General features: G+C 71.2%; 16 protein-coding genes. 11 read left to right on the top strand and 5 right to left on the bottom strand.

Annotated features, from left to right (window positions below):
- The first annotated feature begins 22 nt into the window (after positions 1-22).
- Positions 23-1555, top strand: a complete 1533-nt coding sequence (locus FOF48_RS22745) for an FAD-dependent monooxygenase (protein WP_143904873.1) — start codon at positions 23-25, stop codon at positions 1553-1555.
- Between the two features lie 35 nt (positions 1556-1590).
- Here the strand turns inward: FOF48_RS22745 and FOF48_RS22750 are convergent, their stop codons facing one another.
- From FOF48_RS22750 to FOF48_RS36545, 3 genes are all read right to left on the bottom strand, one after another.
- Positions 1591-2805: a FecR domain-containing protein gene (locus FOF48_RS22750; protein ID WP_143904874.1), complete on the bottom strand. Its 1215-nt coding sequence runs from the start codon at positions 2803-2805 to the stop codon at positions 1591-1593.
- 170 nt (positions 2806-2975) lie between these two features.
- A complete protein-coding gene (locus FOF48_RS22755) occupies positions 2976-4931 on the bottom strand; it encodes a serine/threonine-protein kinase (protein WP_143904875.1) in 1956 nt (651 codons plus the stop codon).
- Positions 4932-4987: 56 nt separating this feature from the next.
- Positions 4988-5377, bottom strand: a complete 390-nt coding sequence (locus FOF48_RS36545) for a PEGA domain-containing protein (protein ID WP_186002033.1) — start codon at positions 5375-5377, stop codon at positions 4988-4990.
- Between the two features lie 454 nt (positions 5378-5831).
- Between FOF48_RS36545 and FOF48_RS36550 the strand changes: the two genes are divergently transcribed.
- From FOF48_RS36550 to FOF48_RS22795, 8 genes are all read left to right on the top strand, one after another.
- Complete coding sequence (locus FOF48_RS36550) at positions 5832-6236, top strand: hypothetical protein (protein WP_186002034.1); 405 nt, start codon at positions 5832-5834, stop codon at positions 6234-6236.
- The gene (locus FOF48_RS36555; RefSeq protein ID WP_186002035.1) at positions 6229-6963 is read left to right on the top strand and encodes a PIG-L deacetylase family protein; all 735 of its coding nucleotides are present in this window, start codon (positions 6229-6231) and stop codon (positions 6961-6963) included. The genes FOF48_RS36550 and FOF48_RS36555 overlap by 8 nt, the downstream gene beginning before the upstream one ends.
- Positions 6960-8873, top strand: coding sequence for a hypothetical protein (locus FOF48_RS22770; protein WP_143904878.1), 1914 nt, complete (start codon positions 6960-6962; stop codon positions 8871-8873). Before FOF48_RS36555 ends, FOF48_RS22770 begins: the two co-directional genes overlap by 4 nt.
- Positions 8874-9323: 450 nt before the next feature.
- A complete protein-coding gene (locus FOF48_RS22775) occupies positions 9324-10823 on the top strand; it encodes a methyl-accepting chemotaxis protein (RefSeq protein ID WP_143904879.1) in 1500 nt (499 codons plus the stop codon).
- Between the two features lie 42 nt (positions 10824-10865).
- Entirely contained in the window at positions 10866-12077 is a 1212-nt protein-coding gene (locus tag FOF48_RS22780; RefSeq protein ID WP_143904880.1) for a proprotein convertase P-domain-containing protein, read from the top strand.
- Between the two features lie 124 nt (positions 12078-12201).
- Complete coding sequence (locus FOF48_RS22785; RefSeq protein ID WP_143904881.1) at positions 12202-12678, top strand: tenascin-X; 477 nt, start codon at positions 12202-12204, stop codon at positions 12676-12678.
- A gap of 146 nt (positions 12679-12824) precedes the next feature.
- Positions 12825-14066: a hypothetical protein gene (locus FOF48_RS22790; RefSeq protein WP_143904882.1), complete on the top strand. Its 1242-nt coding sequence runs from the start codon at positions 12825-12827 to the stop codon at positions 14064-14066.
- Between the two features lie 35 nt (positions 14067-14101).
- Positions 14102-14674, top strand: a complete 573-nt coding sequence (locus FOF48_RS22795; protein WP_143905113.1) for a tRNA-uridine aminocarboxypropyltransferase — start codon at positions 14102-14104, stop codon at positions 14672-14674.
- Between the two features lie 30 nt (positions 14675-14704).
- On the opposite strand, the gene FOF48_RS22800 is transcribed toward FOF48_RS22795, so the two are convergent.
- Positions 14705-15610 (bottom strand): LysR family transcriptional regulator, encoded by a 906-nt coding sequence (locus tag FOF48_RS22800; RefSeq protein ID WP_143904883.1) that lies wholly within the window; start codon positions 15608-15610, stop codon positions 14705-14707.
- Between the two features lie 212 nt (positions 15611-15822).
- Between FOF48_RS22800 and FOF48_RS22805 the strand changes: the two genes are divergently transcribed.
- On the top strand, positions 15823-16992 hold the full coding sequence (locus tag FOF48_RS22805) for an aldo/keto reductase (protein WP_143904884.1): 1170 nt from the start codon (positions 15823-15825) through the stop codon (positions 16990-16992).
- 102 nt (positions 16993-17094) lie between these two features.
- A complete protein-coding gene (locus FOF48_RS22810) occupies positions 17095-17742 on the top strand; it encodes a hypothetical protein (RefSeq protein WP_143904885.1) in 648 nt (215 codons plus the stop codon).
- 44 nt (positions 17743-17786) lie between these two features.
- Here the strand turns inward: FOF48_RS22810 and FOF48_RS22815 are convergent, their stop codons facing one another.
- Complete coding sequence (locus tag FOF48_RS22815) at positions 17787-19952, bottom strand: serine/threonine-protein kinase (protein ID WP_143904886.1); 2166 nt, start codon at positions 19950-19952, stop codon at positions 17787-17789.
- Positions 19953-19997 lie beyond the last annotated feature (45 nt).

Genomic DNA, 19997 nt, shown 5'->3' on the forward strand with positions numbered 1-19997 from the left:
TCACAAGAAAGAGCAGGGCCCCATGGTCTACGACGTGATCATCGCAGGTGCCGGCCCGGTCGGCCTGTTCCTCGCGTGCGAGCTGCGGCTCGCGAAGCTCTCCGTGCTGGTGCTGGAACAGGCGGAGGATCCGCACTCACCCCTGAAGCGGCTCCCGTTTGGAAGGAGAGGACTCTGGGGCCCCAGCGTCGACGCCTTCTACCGGCGCGGACTGCTGGAACAGCTTGCGTCGAGACGTCGCGCCGATGAGAGGGCCCCGGGCCAGCCGGGACCTGGCTCCATGGCGTCCGGAGCGCAGCTCCGCGGGCCGGCCGGACACTTCGCGGGCATCGCGTTCGACTACGGCAACATCGACGCGTCGCGGTGGACGTACCGGCTCCCGAGCCCGGCGGACACCCAATTGGGGATCGAAACGGAGCACCTCGAGCGCGTCCTCGCGGCTCATGCACTCTCCGTCGGAGTGGAGCTCCAGCGCGGCCAGGGGGTCGAAGGCTTCGAGTCCTCGGACGATGAAGTCACCGTCCATGCTGGCGAGCAGCGCGTTCGCGCGCGGTGGCTCGTGGGTTGCGACGGCGGCCGCAGCACCGTCCGCAAGCAGGGTGGCTTCGAGTTCGTCGGGACCGAGCCTGAGTTCACGGGCTACTCGGTCCAGGTCGAACTCGCCGACCCCGAGATGCTCCGCCCGGGCCGTCATTACACGCAGACCGGGATGTACAACCAGGGGCAGCCAGGGGTGATCGCGATGGCCGACTTCGACGGCGGCGCGTTCCATCGCACCCAACCGGTCACGCTCGAGCACGTGCAAGCCGTCTTGCGGCGCGTGTCCTGCACGGACGTGACCGTCAAGGCGTTGCACGGCGCCACGACATGGACCGACCGCGCGTACCAGGCGACGACCTACCGCAAGGGACGGGTGCTGCTGGCGGGCGACGCCGCGCACATTCATTCACCGCTCGGCGGACAAGGTTTGAACCTCGGACTTGGAGACGCGATGAACCTCGGGTGGAAGCTTGCCGCGACCATTCGAGGCGATGCCCCCGAGGGCTTGCTCGACAGCTACACCACGGAGCGGCATCCGGTCGGGGCGCGCATCCTCGATTGGTCGCGGGCCCAAGTGGCGCTGATGCGGCCCAGCCGACATTCCCGTGCGCTCGAAGCCATCCTGCGCGACCTGATCGACACGCGCGACGGCGCGACCTACTTCGCTGAACGCGTCTGGGGGGCGGCCCTGCGCTACGAGCTCGGCGATGAACACCCGCTGGTGGGCCGCAGCTGCCCGGACTTCGAGCTGGAGGATGGAGCGAGGCTCGGCGCGCTGCTCCGAGATGGTCAGGGTCTGCTGTTGGACTTCGGCCGGCAGGCGTCGCTCCACGCGCTGGGGGGCCTTTGGGGCGACCAGGTCAGATACGTGGCCCAGGACGCCAAGGAGCGCCTTGGACTGAGTGCGCTGCTCGTGCGTCCGGATGGGTTCGTCGCGTGGGCAAGCGATGCGACTCCCAATCCCGAGGACATCACGCGCGCCGCGGCGAGGTGGTTCGCGATCCGCGCGCGCTGAGCACCCCCGCCAGGGCGAGGTCTTGTCAGCGGCCCTTAGCGCGCCACTGCGGCGGGCGCCACGGACGTCTCGGGCACCACGAGCTTCCGCGCCTTCTGGAACAGCGGCACCGGCGGATCTTCCGCCACGTACACGCCCCAGTAGTATTCACCGGGGGCGAGCCCGGGCAGGACCACTTGCTGCGGACTGCCCTCGCGCACGAGCACCGGGTGGCGCAGCTCGCGGTCGCGCGCGACGACCAGCCGGTAGCGCGGCGCTCCACCGGTGGACTGCCACGCGAAGACGATCTCCTCGGCGGCCGTCGCATCCGGCGTCTCGTAGCCGTCGCGAGGGGCGACGAGCATGGCGCGCGGTCGCTTGCGGTCCACGAAGATCCGGCGCGCGAAGCCAGACTCCCCCGGTTGTCCGGAGGCATCCACCGCGGCCACGCGCCAGGCGAACATGCCGGGCTCCGGCGGGATGAACATGAAGCCCGGCTCCTCCACCCGCATGTCGATGACGCGTCGGGTGAACCCCAGGTCGCGCGCCACCTGCACCTGGTAGCCCTTCGCGCCGTCCAGCGCCTTCCAGGTCAGCGGGATGCGCAGCTCCGGGCTCCACGCGATCCGCGCGTCCACGCCCGGTGAGAGGCTCGCGGGGAAGGGCGGGCCGTCGGGTTCGGAGTCCTCCAACCCGCGGCTCACGTCCAGCCAGCCGCCCGCGTCGAGCGTGCGGCGATTCCCGCCCTCCGACAGCACCAGCCGGCCTCGGGACACGCTCAGACGCATGCCGCGCGGGGTGCGGGTGACGCGGAACTCCGTGGGCCCGGTGTGCGCCCCCGCCGTGAGCGTCACCTGCCGTCCGTCGTCCCCCCGAAGCACCAGCGGGCCGCTCCTCTGCGCATCCTCGGCAAGGACGCCCCAGGTGCTCCCCGATTCCAGCGTCACCACCGAACCGCCCCCTTCCTCCGGGGCAGGGCGCTCCACCACCACCACGGTGAGCTCCTCCAGTTCGATGCGGCCGCCTCCCCGAAGTTCGATGCGCACGAAGGCCCCCGGCCCGGTGCGCACCCAGTCCCCGGCGCGGAAGGTGGCCCCCGCCTCGAACGGCTCCCAGTACGCGCTCGTCGTGCGCATCGTGTCCACGGGCCCCTGGGCCGCCGCGCAGGTGGCCACGATGGCGGCCAGCTCCCGCGACGCGGCCTCGGACACGCCCTCGCCCTCCGAGGTCCGGGTGCAACCCGCGACGGTCAACAGCAGGACCAACCCCATGAAGGCCCCGCGAGGTCGCCGGGAGGCCTGGAGCGTCGCCCCGAGCCGGAGCCTCACCATCCTCCACAGTCCGGCCCAAGGCCCTCGTCGCGCTCGTGGCACCTTCTTCCGGGAGCAGCGCGGGCGCGTGATGCCCCGGACCGGAGCCTTGCAGCGCCGCACGCGCTCGCTCATCGCCCCCTCCATCCGGAGGGCGCCCGGCGCACCTCGCCCTCCAGGAACCGGAGCCGCATCCGTGGCGCGCTCCGCTCGGGCGCGGCCTCGAGCGCGCCGCGCAGGTGCGCCATCGCCTCCGCCACGTCGCCCCGCTGCGTGGCCTCCGCCGCCAGCCGTTCAAAGGCATCCGCCAGCGCCGCCAGCCGCGTGCGCACGCGCGGGTCCTCGGGCCGGAGCGCCCGGGCCGCCTGCAACTGGGCCAGCGCCGTGTCCTCGCCCGAGCCCGACAGCTTCGCCACCGCGATGAGCTGATCCGCGCGCAGCAGATGCCCGGCCACCTCCCGCTCCCTCGCATGCAGCGGCCACAGCAGCGCCCCACCGGTCGCGAAGAGGAGGGTGAGCGCCAGCGCGCCCCAGCGCAGCGCACGCACGTGACGCGAGGCCGCCAGCTTCACCGCCCCCGGAATCCGCTTCGCCGCGGCATCGAGCCACCGGTGGTAGCGCGGGAAGGCGTGGGGCCGGTCCTTGCCCCGCGCGATGCCGATCAGCGTCTCCGTCTCCCGCTGCGACCGGTCCAGCGCTTCGCCGAACAGCTCGCGCAGCGTCTGCTCCAGGTCGAAGGGGGGCAGGGTGCTCCGCACGCGCTCCAGCGCCTGCCGCAGCACCTTGGCGCTGGGCGCCCGGCCCGAGGGCTCCGGCGCGGTGGCCCACTGCACCAGTCGCTCCAGCTCCGGCGTCACCTGCGGATTGAAGTGGGACGGCTTCAGGACCCCCGCGGGCGCGGTCTCCTTTCCGGGAGGCCCCTCGGAGGCGCGGTGCAGGGTGAGCAGCTCGTGGAGCACCAGCCCCATGCCGTGGATGTCCCAGGCGGGCTCCGGGCGTCCCCCCGCCGCCTGTTCGGGCGCCATGTACGCGCGCTTCCCCACCACCAGCAGATCATTGCCGCTGGCGATGCTGGCCGACGCCACCCCCATGTCCACCAGCTTCACCTCGCCGTGCAGCCCGATGAGGAGGTTGCCCGGGCTGACGTCGCGGTGCACCAGGTGCAGCGGGCGCCCGTCCAGGTCGCGCTGCCCGTGCAGATACTCCAGCGCCTTGCCCAGCTCGATGGCGATGCTCACCGCGAGCGCCACGGGGGGCTGCCTCCCGCGGTCCTGGAGCCGCTGGAGGAGGTCCGCGCCGTTGCGGCCGTGCACGTACTCCATGGCCATGAACGGCCGGCCCGCGGCGCTCCCCACGTCGAACACCTGGATGACGTTGGGGTGTTGCAGCGTGGCGCTCAGGCGCGCCTCGGTGAGGAACAGCTCCGACAGGCGCGGGTGGCGCGCGTACTCCTGGAACACCAGCTTGAGCGCCACCAGCTTGTCCACGCCCTCGGCCATGGTGCGCCGCGCGAGGAGGACCTCCGCCATGCCGCCCGTCCCCAGGCGCTTGAGAAGCTGGTACGGGCCGAACGCGTCGAACGGCCTCAGGCCGCCCTGCCATGCCTCCGGGTCGCGCGCGTGCAACAGCTCCAGGTGCGAGTAGTCGTTCAACGCCGACGTGGCGTCCGCCGTCGAACGGGGCCGGATGCCCACCGGCGTCGGCTCCTCGCGCCAGGGGCCCTCGCTCCCCGGGGCCACGGGCCCGGGTGGGTCGGAGGGCGGCGCCCCGGGCGGTGTGCTCGGCGGCGCGCCGCGAGGGCTCAGCGGAAGCGGGAGGCTGCCTTCGTCCAGCGCGACGAACTTGACGAAGTAGCCGCGCACCCAGCCGGACACGCCGTGCTCCATCACCCGGACGCGGCCGGAGACCGCGGGCCCGGCGCCCTGGAAGGCGACCTGGAGCGGGAACTCCGTTCCGATGGGCTGTGGCGCATCCTCGGGAACGAACAGCCCGTGCTCCGTCATGCTCTTCCACAGCCGCGCGCGCGACTCCGGTGCATCCGCGAACGGCAACCGGAACAGCCGGCCCTTCTTCCTTGGCAGCTTCACGCCGGTCTCCTCCCCCGTTGAATGGCGCCGCGCTTCACATCCCGAAGGGCCGCGTCTCACCGCGACGCGGTCAAGGTCACCTCGATAGGCTCGGGCCGGTCGCCCACCATCACCTCGGCCCGCCACGTGGCATGGCCCTCCAACTGGACGCTCACCTGATGGACGCCCGGCGCCAGGGGAAGGAGCGTCCCCAGCTGACGTGCCAGTCCCACCGCCCGGCCATCCACGAACACGCGGGCGCGCTCTGGCATCACGTCGAAGCGCAGGCCCGTGGGACGCACGCGCTGCTCCACCCGCGCCGCCGGGCCCAGGGGCACGGCCGGGCGCATCGCCTCCATCCGCAGGAGCGTCCGGGCGTCGCTGTCACTCGAAACGGGCGCGCGCGCGCAGGCGCAGGTTCCGGCCAGCAGCACCGCGATGAGCAGACGTGTCGGGGGCGGAGGCATGACAGGGATTGGAGCGCGAGCGGCGGGGCCTCCGTCAAGGCACCGGCCCCCGCGTCGCAAGGGTTGTCTCCACCCGTACAGCCGGGCCTCCGGATGTCTCGGAGTGTGCCGAACGCCCCGCGCGAATGAATCCATTTTCCGAGTGGAGACAGCCGGTGTCTCCCGCCGGACGGACCGCTCCTGGACGCCGCCGCCACGGCCTCCATGACGGGTGTGCCAGGTGACCTGGGAGGTGGCTGGAATTGAGAGGCATTGGACGCGGGTCCAGGTCGGGACGGGTCCGGGCATGTCAGAGCCCACCCGTAATCTGCGACACGTCTCAGCCTGAATCCCACCCATGACGACCCGACATCCCATGCCCGACGCCGCGTCCAGGACTCCGGTCCCGTCCCCCCACGCCAGGCCGTTCCCTTCAAGGCGCGAGGGCCTCATCCGGAGGCGGACACCACGCGCCATGGACCTCCGGCCGCCGCGCGTGGAGGGCTCGGGGGCCGGGACGCCCAGCCCGCGGAAGGCCTTCGCGTGGCGGCGCGGCGCGCACCGTGCCACGCCAGGCTTCTTCAACCTGGAGCGTCTCGGGGGCTCCGCGTCGCGCCACCCGCTGGAGGGGCTGTCCCAACGCCACGAGGCCACCGCCCAGCGTGTGCTCCTGTCGCAGCCGTTCCTCCGCACCGCGGGCCGCTTCTTGGAGAGGCCGCCGCGCGGACGGGAAGCGCCAGGGTGGGCGCTCCGGCGCACGGTGGTCAACGGTGGCGGGCGCACCGTCCTCCTGGGCTTCGCGATGCTCAAGGGCGACCTGTGCGCCTCGCCGCTGGACGCGAGGTCCACGTCGGCGCGAGTGGGAGGCGCCCGTGTCTGAGCGCGCGTGGCGGCGGCGGGACGAGGGCGGGCCGGAGCACGTGTTCTTCTCACCGCATCCGGATGACGTGGCGCTGGGCGCGTACGCGAGCCTCTTGGGCGTGCCCCGAGGCGTCGTGCCCACGCTCGTCACGGTCTTCTCGCAGAGCTGTTGGGAGTTCGAGCTGCCGGTGGACCCGTCGCGAGCGCTGCAGGTGTCGTCGCTGCGGATGGGCGAGGACCGGCGGTTCGCCCGGGCGCACGGCGCGGACCTCGTGCACCTGGGCTTCCGGGACACGAGCCTGCGCTCGCCGCCGGGGGGCGCGCCGGAGCCGGAGGAGGCCCTGGCGGCGCTGGCCACGCGCCTCCGGTTGGCGCTGGAGGAGGTGCTGGCCTGCGTGTCCCCGGAGGCGGTCTGCTACGTGCCGCTGGGCATCTCCAGCCATGTGGACCACCTGCTGGTGCGCGACGCGGTGCGCGCGCTGCGCGGCGACCGGGGCGTCGTCTACTACGAGGACCTGCCGTACTCCGCGCACCCGCCCGAGGATGAAATCGTGGACTACGCGTGGGCGCTCGGGCTGTCGCCCCGGTGTCTGGACGTGACGGCGCTGTGGCCCGCGAAGCTGCGGGGGCTGTCGTTCTACGCAAGCCAGCTGGAGCCGCTGACGCTGCCCGCGGTGGAGGCGCACGCGCGGCGGTTGGGGGCGGGCAGGGGGCTGTGCGAGCGGGTCTGGACGGTGGCGCCATGAGCACGGTGGACCTGGGGGCTCGGGGAGATCTGCTCGTGCATCTCTCCCACGAGGCCACGCGCACGCGCGGCGGGATGGGCGTGGTGCTGGAGCACCTGCTGGCGGCGCCCGAGTACCGCCAGGCCTTCCCGCGCACGCTGCTGGTGAGCCCGGCGGTGCGTCCGTGCGGGCCGGGGAGCTACGCGTCGGAGGCGTCGCTCGTTCACGACCTGGAGGCGCACGGCGAGGTGTTCTATAGCGGCCTGCGGCGCCACAACCCGGAGCGGTGGACGCGCGTCTTCCGTCCGCTGGAGGAGAAGCACGACGTGTCGTTCGTCTACGGCCGGCGCGACGCTCCGGGCGGGCCGGTGGAGGTGCTGCTCGTGGACGTCACCGACGTGCTCCGGGGCCACCGGGTGCGGATGGGGACGCTGCCCCGGTTCCTGGCGCGGCTGCACACCCTGCTCGGGGTGGACCTCGTGTTCGACTGCCGGGGGCGGCGTCCGGCGCCGTGGCGGATGCTGTCGCGCGTCTGGCGCCAGCGCCACGGGACGCGGCTGGGAGCGGCACCGTGGGTGAACCGGCTGTTCCGGCGCGCGGTGCACCATGGCCTCGTGGATGCGCCGCCGTTGGATCACGACGCGATGCTGGCCGTCACGCTCGCGGAGCCCGTCTTCGACGCGCTGGAGCGGCTGCGGTCCAGGGACGGGGCGGGGACGGTCCTCCTGGCGCAGGAGCACCTGTCGCTGCCGCTCGCGTACAAGGCGCTATTGGACGGACGGGACTGGTGCCGCACGGTGTATTACGCGGGCGAGGTGCGCACGCCCCGGGCGCTCGTGGAGTCCGGCGAGCAGGGGCAGGGCGCGTCCGACGCGCGCTACTACAACATCCAGCGCCTGGGCCTGGAGGCGGGCCGCACGCTCGACGAGGTGTATCCGGTTGGCGCGTGGCCCAGCTTCCAGATCCTCCGCAACGGCCACCTGTGCGACCGGGTGGGCGCGGTGAGCGCGTCCGTGGCGGACGAGCTGCGCTTCCTGGACACGCGCTACGCGCTCCACCCGGTGACGGTGGTGCCCCACGGGCATCGGCCGATCGAGACGGGCTGGGACGCGAAGGAGGCGGCTCGGGCGCGGGTGCTGCGCCATGCGCGCAAGCACTGGGGGAAGGACTTCCGGCTGTTGCTCACGCACATCGCCCGGGACGAGGTCTGCAAGGGCCTGTGGCGGGACGTGGACGTCTGCGAGCACCTGGCCACGTTGTTGCCGCCGGAGCGGAAGCCCGCGCTGCTGGTGATGGTGACGGAATGGAACGAGGCGGAGCCGTCCGACAACCTGCGGAGCGTGAAGGCGAGGGTGGAGGCGTTCAACGCGAAGGACACCGGCGTGCACATCGCGCTGGTGAACCAGCCCACGTGGCCCGAGGGGCTGGACTTCACGCGGGACGACCTGCACCGGGCCACGGAGGTGTCCCTGGGGCAGTCGCTCTACGAGTCCTACGGCCTCGCGCAGCTGGAGGCGCTGGGGTGCGGCGCCATCTGCGTCATCTCCGGGGTGAGTGGCGCGCGGCGTGCGCTGCGCGCCGTGTGCGAGCGGCAGCGCCTGTCGGAGTCGGCGCATCCGAACCTGGTGGTGGCGGACCCGGTGGCGGACGCCAGGGACGCGGGCCTCGCGCACACCGTGGAGGCCTGGAAGGCGCTGGCCCCGGCGGTGCTCCGCGAGCAGGAGCTGAGGACCGCGGAGCGCGTGGCGGAGGAGGTGGTCCGCCGCCTCCCGCGCGACGCGCATGAAGGCCGCCTGCTCCTGGCGACGGGGTGGGCGCTCTCGGAGCGGCTGGGCTGGGAGCCGCTCATCCGCGAGCAACTGCTCCCGCTGCTTCGCTTCCCGGCGCAAGAAGCGGAGTCGGCCCTGGAGTGGCGCGAGGCCCATGGCTGAAGCAAGGCGCCTCCCGGGGTTCGCCATCCTGGCGCGTGAGGACGCTGAATCTCCGGGCTATCCAGGGGGATGTCGCATGTTCTCTCCTGTCTCACGTCAGGTTCCGGAGTTGATTGCTATTCGAGTTTGGCGTTTGTCCATCCCCGCCTGCTTGTTTCCGGATTGCCAATGACACGGGAACTCACCAGCATGGCGGCGAATGGCCGCCCCGGTTGTCGCGCGAGGCCCCAGGGATGCCCCGGCCCGGGCGCCCCTTGAAGCGGGTCTGAAACACATCGCGCTCTGGCGCAGGGCCCTGCCGTGGTCGAGCGGTGGAGGGCTCGCGCCGACGGGGTTGTCGTGGGCGGCCCGGGCCATCCACGCGCCGTGGGCTTCGGCCCCGGCATCCTCCGTCCCCGTCCTGGGTCGTGCGCTGACGGCGCCCCCGCGTTCCTCCGGTGAAACCCCGCGATGAGAATCCAACTGTCCGAAGCCGATGTGTCCGCGCGGTCGCGCCAGCTCTTCGAGGAGCAGTGTCTGACATTGGGCCGGCGCACGGACCGGACCTTCGTGGTCCTGATGGTGTTGCAATGGCTGGCGGGCATCATCGCGGCGCTCACCGTGTCTCCCCGGGCCTGGGAGGGATTGGAGAGCGCGGTCCACTTCCACGTCGAGGTGGCGGTGGGGCTGGGGCTCCTCTTCGGTGGGCCGCCGGTGGTGCTCGCGCTGGCGCGCCCCGGACGTGAGTCCACGCGGCACATCATCGCGGTGGGGCAGGCGATGATGTCCGGGCTGCTCGTCCACCTGACGGGGGGACGCATCGAGACGCATTTCCACATCTTCGGTTCGCTGGCGCTGCTCGCCATCTACCGGGATTGGAGGGTGCTGCTGACCTTCAGCGGCGTGGTGGGGGCGGACCTCTTCCTGCGAGGCGCCTTCTGGCCGGAGTCCATCTTCGGCATGCACGCGCGGGAGTCCTGGCGGTGGATGGAGCACCTGGCGTGGGTGGCCTTCGAGGACTTCTTCCTCATTGTCTCCTGTGTCCAGGGCCAGCGGGATCTCCGCTCGGCGTCGGAGCGGGAGGCGCAGCTGGAGCTGTCGCGGCAGGCGGTGGAGGAGCGGGTGGTCCGGCCGCTGGTGGGGTCCGCGGATGCGCTGCGCGACTCCATGCGGACGCTGTCGGAGTCCACGGGTGAGCAGCGCCACGAGCTGGCCCGGCAGGCGCGGGCGCTGGAGGAGACGCGCGTGACGGCGGAGGAGATCCGCCAGACGTCGCTGCTGGCCTCCGCGCAGGCGACGAAGGTGCTGAGGAGCACGGAGGAGGCCGGGGACGTGGGCGCGGCGGTGGAGGAGGCCATGGGCCGGAGCGTGGAGGGACTGGCGGACCTGCGTGCGCAGGCGACGGACCTCTCCGAGCGCGTCCAGGCGCTCGCGGCGTACACGGAGCGGATCGCCGGCATCACCCGGACGGTGCAGGACCTGGCGGACCAGTCCAACGTGCTCGCCATCAACGCCGCCATCGAGGCGGCCCGGGTGGGGGAGGCGGGGCGAGGCTTCGCGGTGGTGGCGCGGGAGATCCGGGGGCTCGCGTCCCAGTCCGTGACGGCGACGCAGCAGGTGCGCGCCGTGCTGGATGACACGCGCTCGCGCATCCAGGGCGTGGTGGACCTCACCCGTCAGGGCGGCGAGCGCATGGGGCGGAGCATCGAGACCATCCGCGCCTCCGGAGACCGGCTGCGCATGCTGTCCGGGCTGGTGCAGGGCAACGCGGACGCCGTGCGCCAGATCTCGGCGTCGGTGAGCCAGCAGTCCGCGGGCGTGTCGCAGATCTTCAACGCCGTGTCGGACCTGACGGAGCTGATGCAGGCGTCGGTCGCGCGGGTGGAGGCCACCCACGCCGCGGCCGACAGCCTCCAGCACGTCACGGATCAGGTGCACGGCGTCATCGCCCTCTATCAGGACAGGACCTGACCGGTCGCCGACAGGGAGCGCGCCATGGAGTACATGGAGGGCATGACCTCCAGACTCCGTCGTTTTCTGTCGTTTTCCTCGATTCCATTCCTCCTGAGCTGCGGCGCCGCCGCGGTGTCGGACAACGCCGTGCCCGCGCTGGCCGCCCAGGGGCAGGAACTGGCCACGGGCACGCCCGCCGGCAACGGCGTGGTGTCGTTCCTCAATGATCCGTCCACGACGTTCTCCGTGCTGGACACGCAGGTGCCGCTGAACTCGCAGGCGGCGCAGAGCATCATCGACTGGCGCGAGGGCCCGGACGGCGTGCTGCACACGGGGGACGACCGGCGGTTCGTCTCTATCGAGCAGGTGGCCGCGCTGAACCAGGTGGGGCCGGTGGCGCTCTCCTTGCTGGAGATGTACGCGCGGGGCACGGGCCGGGTGGAGCTGCCGGTGGACGGGGCGGTGGGGACGTTCCAGGGGGTGCCGTTCAACGTGGCCGAGGCACGCCGGGCGCTGGCGGTGGTGAACGCGCAGTCGGTGGGGGCGTTGCAGACGACCTACGGCCTGTCGGCTGTGGCGGCGAACGCGGTGGTGGCGGCGCGGCCGTTCCTCCACATCCTGAAGCTGGGGCGGCTGCCGGGCGTGGATGGCACGTCGCTCCAGAACCTCAAGACGGCGACGCGGCAGGGGGCGGAGGGGGACCCGTGCACGGGCGCGACGACCTGCCAGTCAGGGCTCGCGTGCGAGGGCATCCCAGGCGACGCCTCCAGCCCGTACGGCCGCTGTGTGACGACGGCGAGCCTGCCGGGGGACAGCGCGGCGTGCTCGCTGTTCGTGCCGTGTCAGGCGGGGCTGACGTGCCACGGACTGGCGTCGGGCGCGACGGAGGGCTGGTGCCGGCCGGCGTGGATGTCGGGTGAGTTCACGGCGTACTCGGACCTGGCGTTGCATGGCAACACGACGCCGCAGTCGTCGTGGCAGTCGGTGGTGGGGCAGGCGACGGTGCCGGAGGACATCACCGTGGAGCTGGACCTGGTGCACAACAACCCGTCCAAGCTGGTGCTGACGCTGGAGGATCCAGGCGGTGAGACGGCGCTGCTGTGGGACGGGCCGAACGAAGGCACGCCGCCCAAGCGCATCCCGGTGACGCGAGGCATTCCTCGCGACGGCACCATCAACGGCCTGTGGAAGCTGCACGTGGTCAACCCGTCCGGCGTGGGCAATGGCCGGCTTCGCGAGTGGATGCTGAAGCTGACCAGCCGCTACGACTGAGCGGGGACGCACGATGGCCCGCCACGCCTGGTTTTCAGCCTGGGCGTGGTAGGGCGGGTAGGATGGTTTAACTGCTTAAACAGGCTGTGCTATCACAATGGGTCTCTCCAACCAGGAGTCTCCCGTGAAAGTGCGTCTGGTGGTGATGTTGGCTGGGTTGTCATTGGGGCTGTTCGCCGCGTGCGGCAACATGGACGTGGACTCCGCCGCGCTGGCGCAGGATGAGGCCGCGCTCGGGACCGAATGTCCGTGTGGGGGCGTGGGCCCGTTCAATTGTCTGCCGTGTGCCTTCATCTGTGGTGACGGCTTCTGTGACGCCGCCCATGGAGAGTCCATCGACACCTGCGCCGAAGACTGCACCCCGCTTGCCTATTGTGGGGACGGCTGGTGCAACAACGGTGAGACCCACGCCACGTGCCCGTCGGATTGTGGCCCCTCCACCTGGTGCGGCGACGGCATCTGCAATGGCGGCGAGACGGTGGCCACCTGCCTGGCGGACTGCGGGAGCCAGACGTGCGGTGACGGCCTCTGCGACTTCCACGAGGTGGGCTGGTGCACGGCGGACTGCCTCCCTGGCCCGCAGGAGCCGCAGAACCCGTAGTCCAAGCGCTCGGGGCCGCCGCGCCCCTGCGTGTGACGGTCCCCGCTCCACGACGGACGCCGCCCGGAGTCTCCGCATCCGGGCGGCGCGGGTGGAACATGGTATAGGGCTCGGCAGTCAGTGCCTGTTCCAGAGGGGGAACACGGATGTCGGAGCGGCAGATTGAGATGTTCTGGCGGTGCACGAACTGCACCCACCGCAACCTCGGTCGCCATACGGTGTGCCAGTTCTGCAAGAACGCGAAGGACGGCAGCGAGCAGTACGAGATGCCGGAGGACACGGCCTCCGCCGTGACCGTGACCGACGCGGCGCTCCTGCGAATGGCCACCGCTGGACCGAACTGGCGCTGCGCCTACTGCGACAGCGACCAGCGGGCCTTCGACGGCAGCTGCCGGAACTGCGGTGCCGCAGCGCCCGCGAGCGAGGGCGCCTCTCCGGCTCCGGCCGCGGGGCAGAAGACGCAATCGTCGTTCCGGCGCGGGTGCGGTTACGCGCTGCTGGTCGTGGTGTTCTTCGGGTGTTGCTGTCCCTTCGGGATCGGCGCCTGGAACGCCCCTGCGCCGTCCGCTGCGGCGATCTCCGAGCAGGTTGTCCCGGCCGGGCCGGAGTGGACGCGGGCGCTCCAGGTGAAGGAGGTCGCCTGGGAGCACACCGTGACCGTGGAGCGCTACCACCTGGTCGACCACGAGGGCTTCGCCGAGGACCGGCCGGAGGGCGCCCTCCAGGTTCGAGCCCAGGGCCGGCGCCACCACCACGACGACCAGGTGCCAGACGGCTACGAGACCGTCTATTACACGGAGCAGCGTCAGTCCGGGTACACCACCGAGACCTACCGGGAGAAGGAAGCCTGCGGCGAGGACTGCTCCACCACGCCCGAGACGTGCAAGGAGAACTGCACGAGCAACCGGAACGGCTTCGCCACGTGCAAGACCACGTGTACCGGCGGCGGGAGGCGCTGCACGACCCGCTATTGCTCGGTGACGAAGACGCGCAAGGAGCCGCGTTACGTCGACGTGCGGCTCTCGCGGCAGGAGCCCCGCTACCGGACCGTGTCGCGCGACGCGCAGTGGTACGCGTGGAAGGAGTGGAACTGGACCTTCGAGAGGACCGTGAAGGCGAGCGGCACCACGCTGGAGACACGCTGGCCCTCGGACGCGGAGCTTCGCCCCGCCAGGGCGTTGCCCAAGGGTGAGAAGGAACGCAACTCACGCGGCGCGAAGTACACCGTGGCCTTCCAGGGCGAAGGCCATCCGCCAGTCGCGTACACGCCGGAGACCCTGGAGGAGTTCCAGCGCTTCGCGATCGGCAGCACGCACACCCTTCAGCAGGACAAGGGGAAGGTCTCGGTCGTCACGGTGAAGGCCCCGGAGCCTGCTCCGGCGAAGTGACCGTCCACCGCGCCTTTGGGTTACAAGCGATGGAGATGTCTCACCGCGTCTACCGCCGCCCCCGCTGTCAGCAGTGCAACCTCCCGGTGCACCTGTGCCTGTGTGCCGAGATCCCCCGGGTGGAGACGCGGACCCGGTTCCTCCTCCTCCAGCACGTGATGGAGGGCGGGAAGAAGAGCAACACCGGGCGGCTGGCCGCGCTGACCCTCACGAACGTCCAGCTGCTCACCTACGGCTCCCCGGTGGAGTTCCTCGACACCGCGCGGTTGTCGGAGGCGGGCACCTGGCTGCTCTACCCGGACGGGCCCCTCGCGCCGCCAGACGCTCCCGCGCCGAGGCAGCTGGTGGTGCTGGATGCGAGCTGGTCACAGGCCCGCAGGATGACCCAGCGGCTCCCCTTGCTTCGGGGGCTCCCCCGTCTGGTGTTGCCCGCGCCCGAGCCTGGAATGCTCCGGCTGAGAGACCCCTCGCACCCGGCGGGGATGTCCACCCTGGATGCGGTCGCCCGCGCGGTGTCGATGCTGGAGGGGCCCGAGGCGGCGGCCCCACTGGAGCGGCTGGCCGCGCTCCGGGTTCAGCGGATCGCCGAGTGCGGGACGCTGGATTGAGGCATCGCGCCAGCTGGGTTCGTGACTCCGTCACACGGACTTGATCGCGAGCTCGCGAGCCGCCTCGACGAAGAGGCGCAGCGGCCCGGAGCGCTGCGCACGACTGGGGAAGTAGAGGAAGAATCCGGGAACGGAGGGTGCATAGGCCTCGAGCACCACCTTCAGCCGTCCGGTGCGCAGTTGCTCCTGCACCATGGGTTCGAATGCGTACGTGAGCCCGGTCCCTGCCTCGGCCAGGGACAGCATTGCCTGGCCGTCGTTGGTGATGACGCCTCCTCGCACCGGCACGCGCCAGTTCTTGCGGCCGCGCTCCAGCTCCCAGGCGTAGATCGTCCCGTTCGTCTGGGAGCGGTAGGTGATGCAATCGTGGTGCAGGAGGTCCCCGGGTTTCTGGGGCGTGCCGTGGCGCTCGAGGTAGCTGGGGGCGCCGACCACCACGAAGCGGAAGGCACCGGTGAGACGCACCTGCACCATGTCGCGTTCGATGGCCTCGGTCAGCCGCACGCCCGCGTCGTAGCCCTCCGCCACGATGTCCACGAAGCGGTCCTCGACGACAACCTCCACCTCCACGCGCGGGTGCCGCTCGCGGAAGGAGGGGAGCACGGGCGCGATGACGAAGGGCATCGCCATCCCAGGGGTGGACAGTCGCAGCCGGCCCACCGCCTCGCCTGGCTGGGCGGATGCGGTGGTCAGGGCTGCCTGCAACTGGCGGAGCCCCGGGCCTGCCTCCTCGACGAGGCGTCTTCCCGCATCGGTCAGGGCCACGCTGCGCGTCGTGCGCGTCAGCAGCACCACGCGCAGCTGCTCTTCGAGCTGCCTCACTGCCTGGCTGACGGCGGACTTGGAGACGCGCAGCTCGCTCGCCGCGCTGCTGAAGCTCTGGTGGCGCGCCACGGTCAGGAACGCCTGAAGCTGTGGGAATGGAACCGTGCTCATCCGTGCCCCGCCTTCGATGACCGCGTCCGTCGTCGCGGAGGCCCACAACGCTACCGCGGGTGTCGAGTCCGATTGTCGAGAAGGGCTTAACGGCCCGTTTGTCCGAGGGCATCTGGTCCGTTGCGGTGTCGGGGCTTATTCCAGGGGTGTCGCTTCAGCGCGCCCCCTGGCCTTGGCAGTGCCGGGCCGCGCGACAACGAAAGGGACTCTCGATGAAAGCGAACAAGCAGACAGCTGGATCGAACCCTCAAGAGCGCCCAGCCCTCAGTCGCCGTGACTTCCTGGCGAGCAGCGCCCTTGTCGGGGCAGGGCTGGCTGTCGGCTCGGTGGCGTGCGCCACATCACCCAGTCAGCCCAAGGAAGACACCCGCGGGCCGCGTGGAAGGGAGAGCAAGATGAAGATGCGAAAGCTCGGCAGCCTCGAGGTCTCGGAGCTGGGGCATGGATGCATGAGCATCAGTGCCAACTACGGCCCGCCCGCCGACAGAAGCCAAGGCATCGAGGTCATTCGTTCAGCCCATGCGCGGGGCGTCACGTTCTTCGATACGGCCGAGGTCTACGGCCCATACACGAGCGAGGACCTTGTCGGAGAGGCGCTCGCGCCCATTCGAGACCAGGTCGTGATCGCGACCAAGTTCGGCTTCAACCTGGAGGGTCCCCCTGGGCTGAACAGCCGCCCGGAGCACATCAAGAAGGTCGTCGAGGGTTCGCTCAAGCGACTCAGGACGGACCGCATCGATCTCTACTACCAGCACCGGGTGGATCCGAGTGTGCCCATCGAGGACGTGGCGGGGGCAATCAAGGAACTGATCGCCGAGGGAAAGGTCCTGCACTTCGGTCTCTCCGAGGCGAGCGCGCGGACGATCCGCCGGGCGCATGCCGTTCAGCCGGTGACCGCGGTCCAGACCGAATACTCGATCATGGAGCGAGCACCCGAACGAAACGGCGTTCTCGCCGCGTGCGAGGAGCTGGGGATCGGCTTCGTTCCGTGGGGTCCGCTCGGGATGGGGTATCTGCCCGGGACCCTGAATGCGCAGACAAAGCTCGATCCCAAAACGGACCTTCGGTCTGGGTTTGATCGCTTCAGCCCCGAGAACCTGGCGGCCAACGCCCCGTTCGTCGATTTTCTCAAGAGCTTCGCAGCGAGGATGCACGCCACTCCCGCCCAGCTCTCCCTCGCGTGGCTCCTCGCGCAGAAGCCGTGGATCGTTCCGATTCCAGGCACGCGCAGCCTGAACCATCTGGAGGAGAACCTGGCGGCGGTCGGTGTGCAGCTGACGCCCGCGGACCTGCGTGAGATCCACGCGGCGCTGTCGAAGCTCGAAGTGCACGGGGGCCGCATGAATGAAATGCAGATGCGCGTCGTTGACGAAACGAAGTGACCTGACGCCCCCCCTGCGCAGGGGGGGCTTCGACTCGCGTGACGCAGCTACCGAAGTTCAGCTAGGGAGAGGGGGCGTACGGACTGAACGGGTGGGCGAGTCATGTTTCGATGGGTGTCCCTCACGGCGATGCTGGTGTTAGTCGGCGCTTGCCAGCGTCCCTTGACGCCAGAGGAGGACCGCGCGCAGGCGGTCGACTTCGTGCGGACCCGCGCGAGCGTCGCCGAGCGCGAGGGGTGCCCCGCGGATGTTGTTTCCGCGCGACAGGCGAAGCTCAAGGACTTCACGACCTACTGCGACGCGCGGCTCTCCAAGTGCGCGAGGCAGTGTTTCGAGTCGGATGCCACGGCCTGCTACGCCCTCGCCCTGGCCCTTCAGAACGACGCCGCCACCGCGAAGTGGGCGGAGCCGCTCTTCTACCGCTCCTGTGCGCTGGGGGTGAGCTCGGGCTGTTCGAACCGGGCCGCGGGGCTCCAGGTCGAGCAAGAATCCGACGACAAGGTGCTGTCCTGTGCCGCGAGGACCTTCGAGAAGACGTGCGCACAGGGAGACCCGTGGGGATGCTCCATCCACGGCCTCAACCTCGTGCAGGGCAAGCTCATGCCGCGAGACATGAAGAAGGCGCGCGAGGTGCTGGGGCGCTCCTGCAAGTATGGGCTGGAGGACCCCGCGTGTCAGGCCGCGCGGAGCCTGCTGGCCCAGATCGATACCCTCGAGCTGGAGCAAGTGCGGGAACCGCTCCCGAAGTGAGGGCGGCGACCGGGGCGAGCCGCGGGCGCCGCCTCCACTGAGAGCTAGTCTTCCGCGCTCTCAGGAGGGGCTTGGAAGTCCACGTCGAAGTTGACGCGCTGGCCGGGCTCGATGGTGAAGGTCTTCTGCCAGTGCGACGGGCCCACGGTGACGTTCAGCCGGTGATAGCCCTCGTAGACGTCCAGTTCCTCGACCGGGACGACGCCCACGGGCTTCCCGTCGATGGAGACGTTCGCGCCGGCGGGGCCGCGTACGTTGACGAAGGCCTTGTTGAGGAAGAACTGGAAGGCGGAGCGGCCCACGGGGGCCACCGTCACCGTGCGCGACACGGAGATGCCCAGCGCGCCGTTGGTGAAGGTGAGCAGGTGCCGGCCCGGCGGCAGCGGCGCGGACAGCGGCGTGCGGCCCAGCAGCGCGCCGTTGAGCGTGACCTCCACGCGGGGATCCACGGTCAGGTCCAGCATGCCCATCACCGGGCCCGCGTCCACGCCCGCATCCGCGAGGATGCCCGCGTCCTCGACGCCCGCGTCGAAGGGCGCCGCCACGACCGCGGGCACGCCCGCGTCCAGCGTCTCCACGGTCATGGTGCCCTGGAGCTGGCGCTGGATGACCACCGCGCCCGCCCCGAGCGTCAGCGCGAAGCCGCCTACCACGAAGGGCACCCAGGAACGGGAGGGCTTCTTCTCCGCCACCTGCGGGGTGGGGCTCGCGGCCCCGCCGAAGATGGGACCCGCGGGCCGCGCGTCCGCGGAAGCGGTGGCGGACGGAGCGCTCGTGGCCCCCGTGCCCTGAGTGCCCGTGGAGCCCGAAGGCTGGGCACTCGGAGCGGCCTGCGCGGAGCCCGAGCCTTGCGAGCCCGGAGCCGCCGCTTGCGTTGAGCCCGCGGCCTGCGCGCCCGAAGCCTGGGCACTCGGAGCGGCCTGCGCGGAGCCCGAAACCTGCGAGCCCGGAGCCGCCGCCCGCGCGGAGCCCGAGCCCTGCATGCCCGAGGTCGCCGCCTGCGCGGAGCCCGAAGCCTGCGTGCCCGGAGCCGCCGCCTGTGCCGCGCCGGAAACCTGGGCGCTCTGCGCCGTCCGCGCCGAGCCCGCTGCCTGCGCGCTCGAAGCCGCCGCCTGCGCGGAGCCAGCCGCCGTCACGGACGCCGGAGCCTGCGGGCTCGCCGCCTGCGTGGGCGCCGCCCCAGCCGTCGAAATCTCCGGCACCCGGCTCTTCACGGGCTCCGCGAGCCCCGCGCCCTGGGCGATGATCTCCGCGATCTGCGGCGGGGGCATCCCGGCCTTCGCCAGCGCATCCGCGATGCCCAGCTCAATCGTCTTGCGCCGTGCCGCCCGCGCATCGCTCTCCGGCGGGAACAGCTTCGCCAGATGCTCCGCGAAGGACTCGTGCGTCGGCAGCTTGCCCAGGGCATCCACCACGGCCTCGCGGAACGCGAGCGCGGACGGGTAGCGCTCCAGGGCGCGCTTGGTCGTCGCGCGGCGCACGACGGCATCCAGCTTGAGCGGCACGTCGGACGGCATCGGCGGGAGGGCGCGGTTGAGCACCGCCTTGTCCGGATCCGCCGACTCCTTGAACGGCATCTTCCCCGTCAGGCACTCGTGCAGCGTGAGCCCCAGCAGGAACACGTCCGACTGCACGTTGACGGCCTCGCGCCCGCCCAGCAGCTGCTCCGGGGACGTGTACGCGCGCCGGTTCTTCACCCGCTTGCCACCGCGCTCGCGGGGCGCCACGGAGAGCGCCCCGTAGCCCGTCACCTTCGTGAAGCCGCTGAAGGACACCATCAGCGTCTCGGGGCGGATGTCTCCGTGCACCAGGGGCGAACCGTCGTCGTTGCCCGCCACGTGCGCGTAGTGCAGGCCCATCGCCGCGTCCGCCACCACCAGCGCCGCGAACGCGGGCGACATGCGCGGGTGCGCCTCCAGCACGCGGCGCAGCGGCTCGCCATCCGCGAACTCGGTGACGCGCGCCAGCCCACCGTCCAGCTTCTCCAGGCCGTGGACGCGCAGGATGTTCGGGTGCTCGAAGACGATGGCGCGGTTCGTCTCGCGCTCCAGGCGCGCCACCAGCTCCGGGCTCTGGGCAATCTCAGGCGGTGCCCAGATGAGCACCACGGGGCGGGGCGTGGCGCCATCCTCCAGCGCCAGTCCGAGGAAGGCACGCGAGCCCTCTCCGGCGAGGAGGGGTCCGAGTGACTGGTAGCGAGGCGAACTCATGGGAACGGCATGCTAGTGCCCTTCCCGCCGATCCTGGAATCCCCG

It is taken from the genome of Corallococcus sp. Z5C101001 (genome assembly GCF_007352635.1).
In the GTDB taxonomy this organism is placed as follows: domain Bacteria; phylum Myxococcota; class Myxococcia; order Myxococcales; family Myxococcaceae; genus Corallococcus; species Corallococcus silvisoli.